The 15,332-nt window shown below is 67.3% G+C and carries 12 protein-coding genes; 7 read left to right on the top strand and 5 right to left on the bottom strand.

Going from position 1 to position 15,332, the window contains the following annotated elements; all coding sequences use genetic code 11:
* Window positions 1-161 precede the first annotated feature (161 nt).
* The gene (locus AC06FD_RS07790) at window positions 162-803 is read right to left on the bottom strand and encodes a response regulator (RefSeq protein ID WP_259203851.1); all 642 of its coding nucleotides are present in this window, start codon (window positions 801-803) and stop codon (window positions 162-164) included.
* 10 nt (window positions 804-813) lie between these two features.
* On the bottom strand, window positions 814-2,004 hold the full coding sequence (locus AC06FD_RS07785; RefSeq protein WP_259203850.1) for a sensor histidine kinase: 1,191 nt from the start codon (window positions 2,002-2,004) through the stop codon (window positions 814-816).
* A gap of 137 nt (window positions 2,005-2,141) precedes the next feature.
* On the opposite strand from AC06FD_RS07785, the gene AC06FD_RS07780 reads away from it, so the two are divergent.
* From AC06FD_RS07780 to AC06FD_RS07760, 5 genes are read left to right on the top strand one after another with little or no spacing between them, the layout of a single operon-like run.
* Window positions 2,142-2,738, top strand: a complete 597-nt coding sequence (locus AC06FD_RS07780) for a GNAT family N-acetyltransferase (RefSeq protein ID WP_259203849.1) — start codon at window positions 2,142-2,144, stop codon at window positions 2,736-2,738.
* A gap of 13 nt (window positions 2,739-2,751) precedes the next feature.
* Window positions 2,752-3,528: a septum site-determining protein MinC gene (minC, locus tag AC06FD_RS07775; protein WP_259203848.1), complete on the top strand. Its 777-nt coding sequence runs from the start codon at window positions 2,752-2,754 to the stop codon at window positions 3,526-3,528.
* A gap of 35 nt (window positions 3,529-3,563) precedes the next feature.
* Window positions 3,564-4,373: a septum site-determining protein MinD gene (gene minD / locus AC06FD_RS07770; protein ID WP_256776357.1), complete on the top strand. Its 810-nt coding sequence runs from the start codon at window positions 3,564-3,566 to the stop codon at window positions 4,371-4,373.
* Between the two features lie 2 nt (window positions 4,374-4,375).
* On the top strand, window positions 4,376-4,636 hold the full coding sequence (gene minE / locus AC06FD_RS07765) for a cell division topological specificity factor MinE (RefSeq protein ID WP_017355894.1): 261 nt from the start codon (window positions 4,376-4,378) through the stop codon (window positions 4,634-4,636).
* Between the two features lie 46 nt (window positions 4,637-4,682).
* Entirely contained in the window at window positions 4,683-5,168 is a 486-nt protein-coding gene (locus tag AC06FD_RS07760) for a hypothetical protein (RefSeq protein ID WP_478047594.1), read from the top strand.
* Between the two features lie 940 nt (window positions 5,169-6,108).
* Here the strand turns inward: AC06FD_RS07760 and AC06FD_RS07755 are convergent.
* The 3 genes from AC06FD_RS07755 to AC06FD_RS07745 all read right to left on the bottom strand — a co-directional run bounded on the left by AC06FD_RS07755 (window position 6,109) and on the right by AC06FD_RS07745 (window position 12,001).
* A complete protein-coding gene (locus AC06FD_RS07755; RefSeq protein ID WP_478077491.1) occupies window positions 6,109-7,350 on the bottom strand; it encodes a DUF819 family protein in 1,242 nt (413 codons plus the stop codon).
* A gap of 468 nt (window positions 7,351-7,818) precedes the next feature.
* A complete protein-coding gene (locus tag AC06FD_RS07750) occupies window positions 7,819-9,882 on the bottom strand; it encodes a dipeptidyl-peptidase 5 (RefSeq protein WP_449335211.1) in 2,064 nt (687 codons plus the stop codon).
* A gap of 148 nt (window positions 9,883-10,030) precedes the next feature.
* A complete protein-coding gene (locus AC06FD_RS07745) occupies window positions 10,031-12,001 on the bottom strand; it encodes an OPT family oligopeptide transporter (protein ID WP_478077490.1) in 1,971 nt (656 codons plus the stop codon).
* 198 nt (window positions 12,002-12,199) lie between these two features.
* Here AC06FD_RS07745 and AC06FD_RS07740 point away from each other — a divergent pair, with 198 nt between their 5' ends.
* Window positions 12,200-13,348, top strand: a complete 1,149-nt coding sequence (locus tag AC06FD_RS07740) for an acetyltransferase domain-containing protein (RefSeq protein ID WP_478077489.1) — start codon at window positions 12,200-12,202, stop codon at window positions 13,346-13,348.
* Between the two features lie 99 nt (window positions 13,349-13,447).
* On the top strand, window positions 13,448-15,220 hold the full coding sequence (locus AC06FD_RS07735) for a peptide MFS transporter (RefSeq protein ID WP_478077488.1): 1,773 nt from the start codon (window positions 13,448-13,450) through the stop codon (window positions 15,218-15,220).
* Window positions 15,221-15,332: the final 112 nt, after the last annotated feature.

Below are 15,332 nucleotides of genomic sequence, written 5' to 3'. Positions count from 1 at the left end.
TGCATAGACAAGGAGCGGAAAGATAACGCATCGCGCGTGTCAGCACGTAGCGGATGCGGAATATTTCTTTGCCGGATTCGGCCGACGGGCCCCGAAACCACCCCGCAGCCCTTGCTACACAAGGGCTGCGGCGGATGTTCAGGATCGTGTCCGGCGGCCGCTCAGACCAGTTGCAGCTCGAAGGCCTTCAGCACCGCCCGGGTCCGGTCGCGCACGCCCAGTTTGGACAGGATGTTGGACACGTGGTTCTTGATCGTGCCTTCGGCCACGCCCAGCGAGTTGGCGATCTCCTTGTTGGAGAAACCGCTGGCCATCAGGCGCAGGATCTCGGTTTCGCGGTCGGTCAGCGGGTCCGGCCGGTCCAGGCTGACGAACTCGTTGCGCATGTGCTCCAGCCCGGAGAGCAGGCGCTGGGTCACCGCCGGCTGCACCAGCGAGCCGCCGTCGGCCACGGTGCGGATCGCACCGACCAGCTGGTCCAGGGTCACATCCTTGAGCAGGTAGCCCTTGGCCCCGGCCTTGAGCCCGGCCAGCACCAGCTGGTCGTCGTCGAAGGTGGTCAGGATGATGGTGGGCGGCAGCTGGCCCAGCCGCGACAGCATCTGCAGCGCCTCCAGGCCGGACATCACCGGCATGCGCATGTCCATCAGCACCACGTCCGGGCGCACCTGCGGCACCAGCTCGACCGCCTGGCGGCCATCGGCGGCCTCGGCCACCACCTCGATACCGGCATCCAGCGCCAGCAGCGAGCGGATTCCCTGCCGCACCAGGGTTTGGTCGTCGACCAGGCAGACGCGAATCATCGAGCACTCCTCAAGGAACGGGGGCCAGCAGCAGCACTGGCGCGCCGGGAACCGAGGCGCGCAGGCGGAAGCCCTGACCCCGGCGGGTTTCAATCTGCAACTCGCCACCGCATTGGTACAGGCGCTCGCGCATGCCGCGCAGGCCGTTGCCGACCACGATGCCGTCGGCCCCCACCCCGTCATCATGCGCCTGGATGACCACCTGGCCTTCACTGTCGCGCCGGACCTGGATCCACAGGTTGCGCGCCCGCGCATGGCGGACCGCGTTGGTGATGATTTCCTGGGTACAGCGCAGCAGCACGTGCGCGCGCTCGGGGTCTTCGACGCTGAGCGGTTCGGCAATGTCCAGGTGGATGTCCAGCGAGGGCACCTGCTCGGTGAGCGGGCGCAACGCGGCGGCCAGGTCGATGGCGCCGCTGTCGCGGATCTGGCTGACCGCCTCGCGCACGTCGGTGAGCAGCAGCTTGGCCAGGGTGTGGGCCTGGTGCACGTGTTCCTGGGCCTGCCCGTCGGTGAGGTGGCCGGCCACTTCCAGGTTCAGGCTGAGCGCGGTGAGGTGGTGGCCGAGCAGGTCGTGCAGCTCGCGCGAGATGCGCGTGCGCTCGTTGACCCGGGCGCTTTCGGCCAGCAGTACGCGGGTGGCGCGCAGTTCCGTATTGAGTCGGCGCTGCTCTTCGCGGGCGTCGGTCTGCTGCCGCGCGACCAGGCTGGTCACGAAGATGAACATGGAAAAGCCGCCGTACAGCAGGGACTGCATCAGCGCTTCGAACAGCGGCATGCGCAGGATCAGGTAGTACACCGGCAGCACCGCCAGCTGGCTCAGCAGCAGCCACAGCACCCCGCCGCGCACCTGCAGCATCCAGGGAATCACCCCGGCGGCGACCATCATCAGGATGCTGCCCAGGCCCGATCCGCTCAGGTAGCTCACCCCCAGCGCCGAGGTGGTGAGCAGCAGCAGCACCACCCGGTCATACCAGGCCGAATGCCCGCCGCCGTCGCGCAGGCCGCGGGTCAACCAGAAGTAGCACGCGCCGAACGCCAGGTAGGCGGTGAACAGCCACACCGCCCAGTTGTCCAGGCCGTCACCGCGGTGGCGCAGCAGCGATTCGTACTGGGAATAGACCACCGGCAGGCCGACCATGACCCAGGTGAACAGGCCGGCCAGTCGCAGTACTCGGGTTTGGCTCAGGTATCCCAGCATGGACGCATCTTAGGCTGAACCTGCGCCCCTGCACCCCCACATAAGTCATGCCCCCCGATTCGCGAGGGCCGGCGACCCGTGCAATAATCCGACGAGGGCCCCTTGATGGGCCAACCGCGTTACCCCACGGAGTCACAATGTCGATTGTCATCCGCGACGTGCGCGAGCACGAGCTCGATTCCGTCCTGGCCCTGAACAACAATGCCGGCCTGGCCATCCTGCCGCTGGATGCCGCCCGCCTGCGTCTGTTCTATGAAACCGCTGAATATTTCCGCGTCGCCGAGCGCGACGGCAACCTGGCCGGCTTCCTGATCGGCTTCGGCAGCGACAGCCAGCACGACAGCAGCAACTTCGCCTGGTTCCAGCAGCAGCTGGACAGCAAATTCTTCTATATCGACCGCATCGTGGTCGCCAGCCGCCGTCGCGGCGGCGGCGTCGGTCGTGCGTTCTATGCCGATGCGCAGAGCTATGCCGAGCTGCGCTACCCGCAGATGACCTGCGAGGTGTTCCTGGACCACGGCGCCGACGCGGCGCTGCTGTTCCATGGCAGTTTCGGCTTCCGCGAGGTCGGGCAGAACACCATGGAGCACGTCGACGTACGCGCCAGCATGCTGCTCAAGGACCTGTGCAGTTACCAGTGGGTGCACGACACCTACGGCGACCAGCTGCCCGACGTGCCCTGGGTGGGCCATCGTCGCGAGCCGCTGCGCGCGCATCGACCGACGGGGACCTGAGGTGGCGGCGAACATGGATTTTGAACAGGCCGGTGAACTGAAGATCGGCCAGGTCGGCATCGCCAACCTGCGCATCCGCACCCTGGATGTGGAACGCCTCACCCGCGAAATGCACGACCGCGTGGCGCGGGCGCCGAAGCTGTTCGGGCGCGCGGCGGTGATCCTGGACTTCGGTGGCCTCAGCCAGGTGCCCGAGGTGGCCACCGCACAGGCGCTGCTTGACGGCCTGCGCAGCGCCGGCGTGCTGCCGGTGGCGCTGGCCTACGGCACCCCCGAGACCGAACGGCTTTCCCAGCAGCTGGGGCTGCCACTGCTGGCCAAGTTCCGTGCGCAGTACGAACGCGCCGACCTGGAAGCGGTGCCGTCGGCCCCGCCGCCGCCCGCGCCCGCGCCGGAACCGGCGCGCCGCACCCGCGCGGCTGCACCGCCGGCCGCCCCGGCCGATCCGGCCAAGGCACCGCAGCCCGGCCGGATGCAGACCAGCAACGTGCGTTCGGGCCAGCAGCTGTACGCCGAGAACTGCGACCTGACGGTCATGGCCACGGTCGGCGCCGGCGCCGAAGTGATCGCCGACGGCAGCATCCATATCTACGGTACGCTGCGGGGCCGTGCCCTGGCAGGTGCCCAAGGCAACACCACGGCGCGCATCTTCTGCCGTGAATTCCATGCTGAACTGGTCGCAATCGCCGGCCATTACAAGGTACTGGACGATGTCCCGGATACCCTGCGCGGCAAGGCCGTGCAGGTGTGGCTGGAACAGGACCAGATCAAGATCGCGGCGCTGGACTGATCCGGCGCCCAAACAAATGAATCAGGAGAAGTCCTTTGGCTGAAATCATCGTAGTCACTTCCGGCAAGGGCGGCGTCGGCAAGACCACCAGCAGCGCCAGCCTGGCATGCGGACTGGCACGCCGTGGCAAGAAGGTGGCCGTGATCGACTTCGACGTCGGCCTGCGCAACCTGGACCTGATCATGGGCTGCGAGCGCCGCGTGGTGTACGACTTCGTCAATGTCGTGCACGGTGAAGCGACCCTCAAGCAGTCGCTGATCAAGGACAAGCGCTTCGACAACCTGTACGTGCTGGCGGCGTCGCAGACGCGCGACAAGGATGCGCTGACCCAGGAAGGCGTGGGCAAGGTGCTCAAGGACCTGGCTGCCGATGGCTTCGACTACATCATCTGCGATTCGCCGGCCGGCATCGAAAAGGGCGCGTTCCTGGCGATGTATTACGCCGACCGCGCCGTCGTGGTGGTGAACCCGGAAGTGTCGTCGGTCCGCGACTCGGACCGCATCATCGGCCTGCTCGATTCGAAGACGCACAAGGCCGAGTCGGGCCAGGACGTGCCTGCGTTCCTGCTGCTCACGCGCTACAGCCCGGCGCGGGTGGAAAGTGGCGAGATGCTGAGCATCACCGACGTGGAAGAAGTGCTGGGCCTGAAGGCGATTGGCGTGGTGCCCGAGTCGGGTGACGTGCTCAATGCGTCCAACAAGGGCGAGCCGGTCATCCTGGACCCCGAATCGGCGGCGGGCCAGGCATACGAAGATGCGGTGGGCCGCATCCTTGGCGAAGAGCGTCCGATGCGCTTCACCACCGTGGAGAAGAAAGGCTTCTTCAGCAAGCTGTTCGGAGGGTAAGCATGGGACTGTTCGATTTCCTGAACCGGAAGAAGACCACCGCCGAAACGGCCAAGAACCGCCTGCAGATCATCATCGCGCAGGAGCGCAGCCACCGTGGCGGCCCGGATTACCTGCCCCTTCTGCAGCGCGAGCTGCTGGAAGTGATCAAGAAGTACGTCAACATCGATGCTGACGCGGTCAAGGTGGACCTGGTCAAGGACGGCGAGCACGACGTGCTCGACATCTCCGTCGCCTTGCCCGAAGGCCCGCAGCAGCCCTGAGCCTGGTCGCCCCTTCCCACCGGGAGGGGCGATCAACGCAGACGCCATGACGACTGAAGCTATCGCCGCCGACGCCCAGGTCACCTGCGTCGGCGATATTCGTTTCGACGATGCCGTCGCCCTGCTTGCCGCGCACCAGCTGCGCCTGCACAGGGTGGACGACGCTGCGCCGATTCCGGGCAGTTACTGGGGCGAGCCGGAGGCCGGGATCATCGGCAGCGATGTCTACGTACGTGACGACACGCCGGTGCATTCGATGCTGCACGAGGCCTGCCACCTGATCGTGCTGCCGCCGGAGCGACGCGCGCTGGTGCATACCGATGCCACCGACTCGGTGCCCGAGGAGGACGCCACCTGTTACCTGCAGATCGTGCTGGCCGCGCAGCTGCCCGGCGTGGGCAGCGACCGGTTGATGCGCGACATGGATACGTGGGGGTACACGTATCGCCTGGGGTCGACGCGGGCCTGGTTCGAGCAGGATGCGGAAGACGCCAGGGCGTGGCTGATCGAGCGCGGCCTGCTCGCGGCGTAGATCCACGCCATGCGTGGATGCGCTTCGTTCCGATGCTCATGAACCCCCTGATGGTGCCGCGCTGCGCGCGGTATCCACGTATGGCGTGGGTCTACGGGGTTTGTTATCGGGTGGTCGGGCATTTCAATCGGTGTGCGCGCGGGCTGCGTTTCAATCGGCGTTCGCGTGGACCCGCGTTCAAACCGGCGCACCGGCTTCCGTAGATCCACGCCATGCGTGGATGCGCTCCGTTCCGATGCTCATGAACCCCTGACGGTTCCGCGCTGCGCGCGGTATCCACGCATGGCGTGGATCTACGGGCGTTGCTATCGCATGGTCGGGCATTTCAATCGGTGTGCGCGTGGGCTGCGTTTCAATCGGCGTTCGCGTCGGCCGCGTTTCAATCGGTGCGCGGGTGGGGCCCGTGTTCAAACCGACGCACCGGCTCCCGTAGATCCACGCCATGCGTGGATGCTCTCCGTTCCGATGCTCATGAACCCCTGACGGTGCCGCGCTGCGCGCGGTATCCACGCATGGCGTGGATCTACGGGCGTTGCTATCGCATGGTCGGGCATTTCAATCGGTATTCGCCTGGTTGGGCATTTCAATCGGCGTGCGCGTGGGCTGCGTTTCAATCGGTGCGCGGGTGGCCCGCGTTCAAACCGGCGCACCGGTTTCCGTAGATCCACGCCATGCGTGGATGCTCTCCGTTCCGATGCTCATGAACGCCTGATGGTGCCGCGCTGCGCGCGGTATCCACGCATGGCGTGGATCTACGGGCGTTGCTATCGCATGGTCGGGCATTTCAATCGGTGTGCGCGTGGGCCGCGTTTCAATCGGTGCGCGGGTGGGGCCCGCGTTCAAACCGGCGCACCGGCTCGCGTAGATCCACGCCATGCGTGGATGCTCTCCGTTCCGAGCGCATGAACCCCTGATGGTGCTGCGCTGCGCGCGTATGGTTCTATTGCCCGGCCATGGCGCGCAGCGTGATGCCGACGATGTAGGCCAGGTAGGTGCCGGTGGCATACCCCATCGTGCCCAGCAGCACGCCGACCGGGGCCAGTGACGGGTGGAAGGCGGCGGCGACCACCGGTGCCGAGGCCGGGCCGCCGATGTTGGACTGCGAGCCGATCGCGAAATAGAAGAACGGCACCTTCAACACCCGCGCCAACGCCCACAGCAGCACGATGTGCACCGCGATCCAGATGATGCCCAGCAGGAACAGCCACGGGCGGTCCAGCAATGCCAGCAGGTCCATCTGCATGCCGATGCAGGCGATCAGGAAATACAGCAGCAGCGACCCCAGCTTGGAGGCCCCTGCCCCTTCCAGGTTGCGCGCGCGGGTGAAGCTCAGCGCCAGGCCGCAGGTGGTGGAAATCACCACCACCCACACGAACGGTGCGTCCAGGCTGAACTGCGAGGCCCAGCTGACGTGGCCCTTGAACCACGCCGAGACCGGTCCGGCGATCGCGTGCGAGAGACCGACCGTGCCGAAGGCGACCGCGACGATCAGCATCAGGTCGGTAAGGCTGGCCACGCGCTCGTGTTCGCTGCGGAACTTCTCGATGCGCAGCTTCAGTTCGTCGATACCGGAGGTATCGGCGCCACTGCGTGCATCGATCTTCGCCGCGCGCCCGGCCAGGAAGATCAACGCCGCCATCCACACATAGCCCACGCCCACGTCGACCACGGCGAACTGGCCGAAGGTGGTCGCATTGACGTCAAACACCTCGCGCATGGCCAGCATGTTGGCACCGCCCCCAATCCAGCTGCCGGCCAGGGCGGCCATGCCCGCCCAGGTATCGCCGGCCACGGTGGCCGGGTGCAGCCACTTCATCAGCTGGAAGGCCACCACCGCGCCCAGCATGATGCTGAAGGACGCGCCCAGGTACATCACGATCAGCTTCGGCCCCAGCCGCAGGATGCCCTTGATGTCCACCGCCAGGGTGAGCAGCACCAGTGCGGCCGGCAGCAGGATGTCGCGGGCCACCGGGTTGTACAGGTGCGTGTTCTGCCCATCGATCAGCCCGACCGTGTTGTAGATGCCGGGCAGCAGGTAGCACAGCAGCAGCGCCGGCACGACCGTGTAGAAGCGCTTCCACAGGCCCTGCTCGCGCGAGGCGGTCCAGAACACCGCGCCGAGGGTGGCGGCGATCAGGCCGAAGACGACGATGTCGTTCTGGATCAGGGCGGGTGCGTTCACGGGTGCGGGGTGCCTGGTGGGTAAACAGTTGCACGGAGGAGACGTAGCGCTGAGCGTAAGTCGGCTGCGGCGGCCTGGGGCGGGACCGTTGCACTGGTCCCGATGGGGACCCGCAATCCGGTGCAGCCGACCTAGACCGTACTGCGACCTGTTGCAGCCGATCAACGGGCGGCTTTACGGATGTGCCGCTGCGGCCTGTTGCAGCCGACCAACGGTCGGCTCTACGGATGGGCCGCTGCTGCCTGTTGCAGCCGACCAACGGTCGGCTCTACGGACGGGCCGCTGCGGCCTGTTGCAGCCGACCAACGGTCGGCTCTACGGATGGGCCGCTGCTACCTGTTGCAGCCGACCAACGGTCGGCTCTACGGATGGGCCGCTGCTACCTGTGGCAGCCGACCAACGGTCGGCTCTACGGATGGGCCGCTGCGGCCTGTGGCAGCCGACCAACGGTCGGCTCTACGGACGGGCTTATTCGCCGATGTGCTGCTTCAACCAGCCGTTGACGGTGTCGTGCCACTGCACGCTGTTCTGCGGCTTGAGCACCCAGTGGTTCTCGTCCGGGAAGTACAGGAACTTGGACTCGATGCCCTGGCGCTGCGCCGCGGTGAACGCGGCCAGGCCCTGCTCCACCGGAATGCGGTAGTCGAGCTGGCCATGCACGATCAGGATCGGCTTCTTCCAGTCCGACACGTGGTTGACCGGGTTGAACTTCTCGTAGCTGGCGGCCTTCTGGTACGGCGTGCCGCCCTGCTCCCACTCGGTGAACCACAGCTCTTCGGTGGCGTAGCCCATCATGCGCTGGTCGAACACGCCGTCATGGTTGACCAGGCACTTCCACGGCTCGTTCCAGTTGCCGGCGATCCAGTTGACCATGAAGCCGCCATAGCTGGCACCCAGCGCGCAGGCCTTGTCGCCGTTGAGGAACGGGTACTGCTTCTGCGCCGCGGCCCAGCCCTTCTGCAGGTCTTCCAGCGGGCGATCGCCCCAGTGCTGGCTGATCGCATCGGTGAATTCCTGGCCGTAGCCGGTGGACCCGTGGAAGTCGATCATCACCACCGCGTAGCCCTGGCCGGCGTAGGTCTGCGGGTTCCAGCGGTAGCTCCAGCCATTGCCGAAGCTGCCCTGCGGGCCGCCGTGGATCAGGAACGCGACCGGGTAGGTCTTGCCTTCCTGGTAGTTGTACGGCTTGACCACATACCCGTGCACGGTGTCGTTGTTCCAGCCCTTGAACTGGAACTGCTCGTAATCGCCGAAGGCCACGTCGGGCAGCATCTGCGAGGCGCTCGGGGTGATCTCGCGCGGGCTGCTGCCATCGGCGGCGGCCACCACGATCTGGTCGCCACTCTTGAGGCTGTTCTTCGTGTACGCCAGCGTGGGACCGGCGATCACCGGCGAACCGATGCTGCCGCCTTCGGCGACGACGGTGGCCTTGCCGGTGGCGATGTCGATGTTGAACAGGCGGTGTTCGCCCAGGTCGTCGGCACCGGTGTAGAAGCTGTTGCCGTCGGCGGCCAGGACGATTTCACCGGCCGAGCGGTCCCACGTGGGCGCGATCTCGCGGGTCTTGCCCGAGGCCAGGTCCAGCGCCATCACCCCGAAGCGGTCCGCCTCGAAGCCCGGGCGCTTCATCGCGCGGTAGTACAGGGTCTTGCCGTCGGCGCTGAACACCGGGCCGGCATCCCAGGCCGGGTTGGACGCGGTCAGGTTGACCGGGGCCTGCTTGCCGTCCACGTCGAGGCGGTACAGGTCGAAGTTGGTCGACCACGGTTCCTGCTTGCCGGCCACGCGGATGGAGGCGACCACGCTCTTGCCGTCCGGCGCCCAGGCGAAGTCGTCGTTGCCGCCGAACGGCTTGGACGGCGCGTCGCCGTCGAGGGTGGCGCTGATCGCCGAGGCGCCCTTCACCGCTGCCGCCTTGGCCGCCGGCAACGGCGCCACGAACAGGGTGTTGCGGCGGCCATCGGCCCAGGTGTCCCAATGGCGCACGAACAGCGTGTCGAAGACTTCACCGGTGTTCTTGCGCGCCTTGTGCGCGTCCAGCTTCTTGCTGGTGCAGGCCAGGTCCGAGCCGCAGGCCTGGAACACGCCGCTGCTGAAGACCACACGGTCGCCCTGCGGGGACACGTGGAAGCTGTCCACGTCCACCGGGAAGTCGGTCAGCTGGCGCGGGGCGCCGCCGGCGATCGGCTGCGAATACAACTGCTGGCTGCCGCCCTTGGCGCTGAGGAAGTACACAGTGCCGCCGTCGGCCGACAGTGCCGCCGAGTTGACGTTCCAGCCGGCCGGGGTCAGCGGCTTGGGCGGCGCCAGGTCACGCGTGCGCAGGTTGCGGATGAACAGGCCGGTGCTGGCCTTGCTGTCACTGCCGACCACGCGCTTGGCGAACACCACGTTGCCGCCATCGGCGGTCAGCAGCGGGGCCGAGACACGATCCAGCGCGATCATGTCGCGCACATCCAGGCCACGCGTGGCGGCCAGCGACGGCATCGCAGTCAGCAGGCACAACGGCAGCAGGGCGTAACGAAGTTTCATCGGGGTCTCCGCGGAACGGCAAAACGCCGATGGTAGGGCCGGAGGGCCCGCCCATGCAAAGGCCATCGGTCATGCCGATGCCCTTGCCACCGTCAGAAACAACAAACCCCGCCGGAGCGGGGTTTGCCTTGAAACCGGTCGGGGGTGTTTAGACCGAACCCACCGCGCGCCTGCCGGTGCGGTAGATCAGCCAGCCCACCAGGAACAGCACGGCCAGACCGATCCACTGCGCACCCGGCAGGTGGAACGGCAGCGCCAGCACGTCGGCACGGCTGCTCAGCACGATCGGCACCGCGATGGCGATACCCATCAGGGCCTCACCGGTGATCAGGCCGGCAGCGAACAGCACACCCGGCTTGTGCACGCGGTCGCGGCCTTCTTCATCGTCGCCACGGATCTTGTGGAAACGCTCCACCAGGTAGGCGATCAGGCCACCGAGGAAGATCGGCACCATCAGCTCCAGCGGCAGGTAGATACCGATCGCCGCGGCCAGCACCGGCACGCGGAAACGGGCGTTGCGCGACTTCAGCCAGCTGTCAAAGGCGATGATCGCCGCACCGACTACCGCGCCGATGCCGATGAAGGTCCACGGCAGCTCGCCACCGAACAGGCCCTTGGCCACCGAGGCCATGAGGTTGGCCTGCGGCGCGGCCAGCGCGTTGGGATGCAGCTCGGACTTGACGCCGATGCCGTAGGCGGTGGCCAGCAGGTTCAGCACCGGGGCCATGATCAGCGCGCACGAGAACGCGCCGATGCCCAGCATCAGCTGCTGCTTCCACGGGGTCGCACCGACGATGTAGCCGGCCTTGAGGTCCTGCAGGTTGTCGCCACCGACCGCGGCGGCGCAGCACACCACCGCACCGATCATGATCGCGGCCACCGCACCCAGCGGTGCACCGCCGACGCCGACCGGGGTCAGGCCGTCCTTGCCCAGCAGCAGCACCAGCACCGCCGAGGCGAACAGGATGGTGGAAATGGTGATGCCCGAGACCGGATTGTTGGACGAACCGATCAGGCCGGCCAGGTAGGCCGAGACCGAGACGAACAGGAAGCCGGCGACGATCATGATGAGGGTCATCGGGATCGAGACGTGCCACTGGCCCACGATGGCCTGGTACAGCGCCAGCAGCGGCAGGGTGAACACCACCAGGGCCACCAGCATCCACTTCATCGGCAGGTCGCGCTCGGTGTGCGCCAGCGCCGGGCCACCGCTCTTGCGGGCCGCGGCGAAGCCGCTCTTGACGCCGTTGAGCAGCGACTTGCGCAGCGAGATCAGGGTCCAGACGCCGCCGATCAGCATTGCGCCGACGCCGAGGTAACGCATCTTCGCGCCCCAGATGGCGAACGCCGCCTCGGTGGAGGTGACCGTGGCGATCGAGGCGGCCAGCGCCGGATCGCTGTTCAGGAAGAACGCCTGGTACAGCGGAATGGCGATGTGCCAGGTCAGGATCGAGCCGGACACCACCACGATGCCGACATTCAGGCCGACGATGTAGCCCACGCCGAGCAGCGCCGGCGACAGGTTGGTGCCGATGAAGGCGGTGATCTTCGAGCTGCCCACGTAGGCCGAGGTGGCCCAGGCATCGGGGATCAGGCGCAGGCCGCTCTCGGCGGCCAGCTTCACGAATGCACCGATCACCGCCGACACGGCGAGGATCTTCAGGCCCGGGCCCGGGTTTTCACCGGCCTTGAGCACTTCGGCGGCCGCCTTGCCTTCCGGGAACGGCAGCGGGTCTTCGACGATCATCGAGCGCCGCAGCGGCACCGAGAACAGCACGCCCAGCAGGCCACCTAGGCCGGCGATGCCCAGCACCCACCAGTACTTGAAGTCCGGCCAGTAGCCCATGATCACCAGCGCGGGGATGGTGAAGATGACGCCGGCGGCGATCGACGAGCCGGCCGAGGCGCCGGTCTGGACGATGTTGTTTTCAAGGATGGTGCCACCGCCCAGCAGGCGCAGCACGCCCATGGAGATGACGGCGGCGGGAATCGCGGTGGCGATGGTCAGGCCTGCGAACAGACCCAGGTAGGCGTTGGCGGCCGACAGCACCACCGCCAGCACGATGGCAAGCACCACCGCGCGGAGAGTGAGCTGGCGTGGCGCAGCGTCGTTGTTCATGGAAGCCCCTGCTGGCAAAAAATCTGGTCCACGCTAGCGTTCATGTCCGGGCAAGTCCAGCGCTTGTGACCCTGGCGGGCTGGCGGCGCGGCACGGCGCCGGCCCGGACCACCAACCGCCGCACTCGGCAAACCCCACGGAGCACCGACCGCCCCGTGTTGTTATGTTATATCCTGTCACGCCAGCACCGGAGTGCCCGTGGCCCCCGCCTCCCCCCGCCTGACGTCCATCGACCAGCTGCGCGGCACGGTGATCGTGCTGATGCTGCTGGACCACGTGCGCGAGACGTTCTACCTGCATGCCCAGGTGACCGATCCGATGGCGGTGGAGCAGATCGACCCGGCGCTGTTCGCCAGCCGCCTGCTCGCGCACCTGTGCGCCCCGGTGTTCGTGCTGCTGACCGGCCTGTCGGCGTGGCTGTACGCCAGTGGCCAGCCGCGCGGCAGGCATGCGGCCGCCGCGTTCCTGCTCAAGCGCGGGCTGTTCCTGGTGGTGCTGGAACTGCTGGTGGTCAATTTCGCCTGGACCCTGGCGTTCCCACCGGGCGTGGTCTACCTGCAGGTGATCTGGGCGATCGGGCTGAGCATGCTGGCGCTGGCCGGCCTGCTGTGGCTGCCGCGTGGCGTGCTGGCGGTGTTGGCGCTGGTGCTGATCGGCGGGCACAACCTGCTCGATGGCGTGCAGGTGCAGGGCGATGGCGCGTGGGCGGTGCTGTGGAAAGTGCTGCACCAGCGCGACTGGATCGAGCTCGGCGGGCAGTTGCGCCTGCGCACGTCCTATCCGGTGCTGCCGTGGATCGGGGTGATCGCGCTGGGCTGGGTGATCGGGCCATGGTTCGCCCGCGGTGGCGACCCGGCGCTGCGCCAACGCCGCCTGCTGTGGGCCGGTGCCGGCGCGCTGCTGGGCTTCGCCGCGTTGCGCGCGAGCAACGTCTACGGCGATGCGCCCTGGCAGGTACTGGGCACGGCGGGGCAGACCCTCATGAGCGCACTGAATGTCACCAAGTACCCGCCGTCGCTGCTGTTCCTGCTGCTGACCCTGGGCCTCGGGCTGTTGCTGCTGCGCCTGTACGAGCACCCCGCGGTGGCGCGGGCGCTGCGACCGCTGGCCGACATCGGCGCGGCACCGATGTTCTTCTACCTTGTGCACCTGTACGTGCTCAAGCTGCTGTATGTGCTGGCCGAGGCCCGCTGGGGGCCGACCCACGGCGCCTATGTCGGGGTGGACCACGTGGCCGCGCTGTGGGCGATCACCGCGGTGCTGGCGCTCGCCCTGTACTGGCCGACCCGGGCGTTTGCCCGGTTGAAGGCACGCCGGCGCGACATCGCATGGCTGCGCTACCTGTGAGGCGCACGCAGCGCGCGAGCGCTGGCGCGTGCCCCGGGCATGGGCCGGCACTACCGGGCATGACCCTATAATCACCGCCTCTTTGCCGTTGCCACTTCGATGACCGCAGCCGCCCTGCCCGCTTCTGCCTCGACCGCCTCCGACGATTTCCTGGGCCACCCCAAGGGGGTCTACGTCTGCTTCTTCACCGAGATGTGGGAGCGCTTCTCCTTCTACGGGATGAAGGCGCTGCTGCTGCTGTACCTCACCAAGTACCACCTGTTCGGCGACAAGGCCGGGCTGGACCTGCTGGGCGCCTACGGTGGACTGGTGTACTGCATCCCGGTGTTCGGCGGGCTGCTGGCCGACCGCTGGCTGGGCATGCGCAAGGCGGTGGTGTTCGGCGGCGTGCTGCTGGTGCTGGGCCACCTGGGCATGGCCTTCGAAGGCCACGCGGCCACCCGCATCGATGGCCAGGTGGTGCGCGATGATGCCGCGCTCGGCATGACCTACCTGTCGCTGGCCCTGATCATCATGGGCGTGGGCTTCCTCAAGCCCAACATTTCCACCATCGTCGGCAAGCTGTACCCGGAAAACGATCCGCGCCGCGACTCGGGGTTCTCCCTGTTCTACGCCGGCATCAACCTGGGCGCGCTGTTCGCCTCGCTGGTCTGCGGCTTCCTCGGCGAGGCCTACGGCTGGAAGTATGGCTTCGGTGCGGCCGGGATCGGCATGGTGATCGGGCTGGGCATGTTCCTGTGGGGGCAGAAGTACCTGCAGGGGCATGCCGAGCCGACCGACCACGTGGCCCTGCGCCAGCGCGTGCTCGGCCTCCGCCGCGAATGGCTGATCTACGCGGTGGCGGTGATCGGCGTGGTGCCGGTGGCGGCGCTGATGTGGGCCGCCGCCAATGGCGCGTTCGCGCTCGGCGGCGAAATCAGCCTGGCGCTGATGCTGATGATCGTGGTGCTCGGTGGCGTGCTGCTGTGGTTCGCCTGGTTCACCGGCACACGCTGCACCCCGGTGCAGCGCCAGCAGATGATCGCGCTGATGGCGTTGATCTTCATGGCGCTGGTGTTCTTCACCCTGTACGAGCAGACCTACGGCTCCTGGGTGACCTTCACCGATCGCCTGCTGACCAAGGACCTGGTGCCGTCGCTGGTGATCCAGGGCGGCACCCCGTTGCCGTGGTCGATCGCCTCGCTGCTGCTGGCGCCACTGGGCTTCGTGGTGGCCGCGCGCCTGTCCGAGCGCCGCCCCGGCTCGACCGCGCCACGCAACCTGTTCATCGCCATCGTCGCGCTGATGCTGGTGATGCTGGTGCGCGACTGCCTGGTGATCCCGCAGACCGCCGGCTCGCTGACCTACCTGGGCGGCCTGTTCCTGGTGGTGCTGGCGCCGTTGTTCGCGATCCTGTGGGCGTGGCTGGACCGGCGCCGGCTGGACCCGTCCAAGCCGGTCAAGTCGTCGTTCGGGCTGATCTTCGCCGCGCTGTCGTTCGTGCCGCTGGCGCTGGCCGCGCAGCAGGTGGGCGCGACCGGTCAGATGGCCAGCGTGTGGTGGCTGGTGCTGGCCTACTTGATCCTGGAAATCGGCGAAATGTGCCTGTCGCCGGTGGGCCTGTCGGCGGTCACCCAGTTGGCCGCGCCGCGCGTGGTGAGCCTGATGATGGGTACCTGGTTCCTGGCCACGGCGTTCTCGGAAACCCTGGCCGCGCTCTTCGGCAAGCTCGCCGCGATCGAGGTGCCGGAAGGTGAAACGATGAACATCGCCACGGCCGCGGCCAGCTATGAACACCTGTTCTGGCTGCTGATGTGGATCGGCCTGGGCTGCGCGGCCGTTGCCCTGGCGTGCTCGCCGCTGCTGCGGAAGATGATGCACGGGGTGAAGTAAGCCCCGTGCTGCGGCGCCCTCGACACAACGGCACCTTCGGGTGCCGTTCTTGTTTGTCGTGTTCATCCCATTTGGCAACTGCCTGCCATATGCACTTAAACGACGCATAACA

It is taken from the genome of Stenotrophomonas sp. Steno-Z1, assembly GCF_056393175.1.
This window is presented reverse-complemented; position numbering and strand designations above follow the sequence as displayed.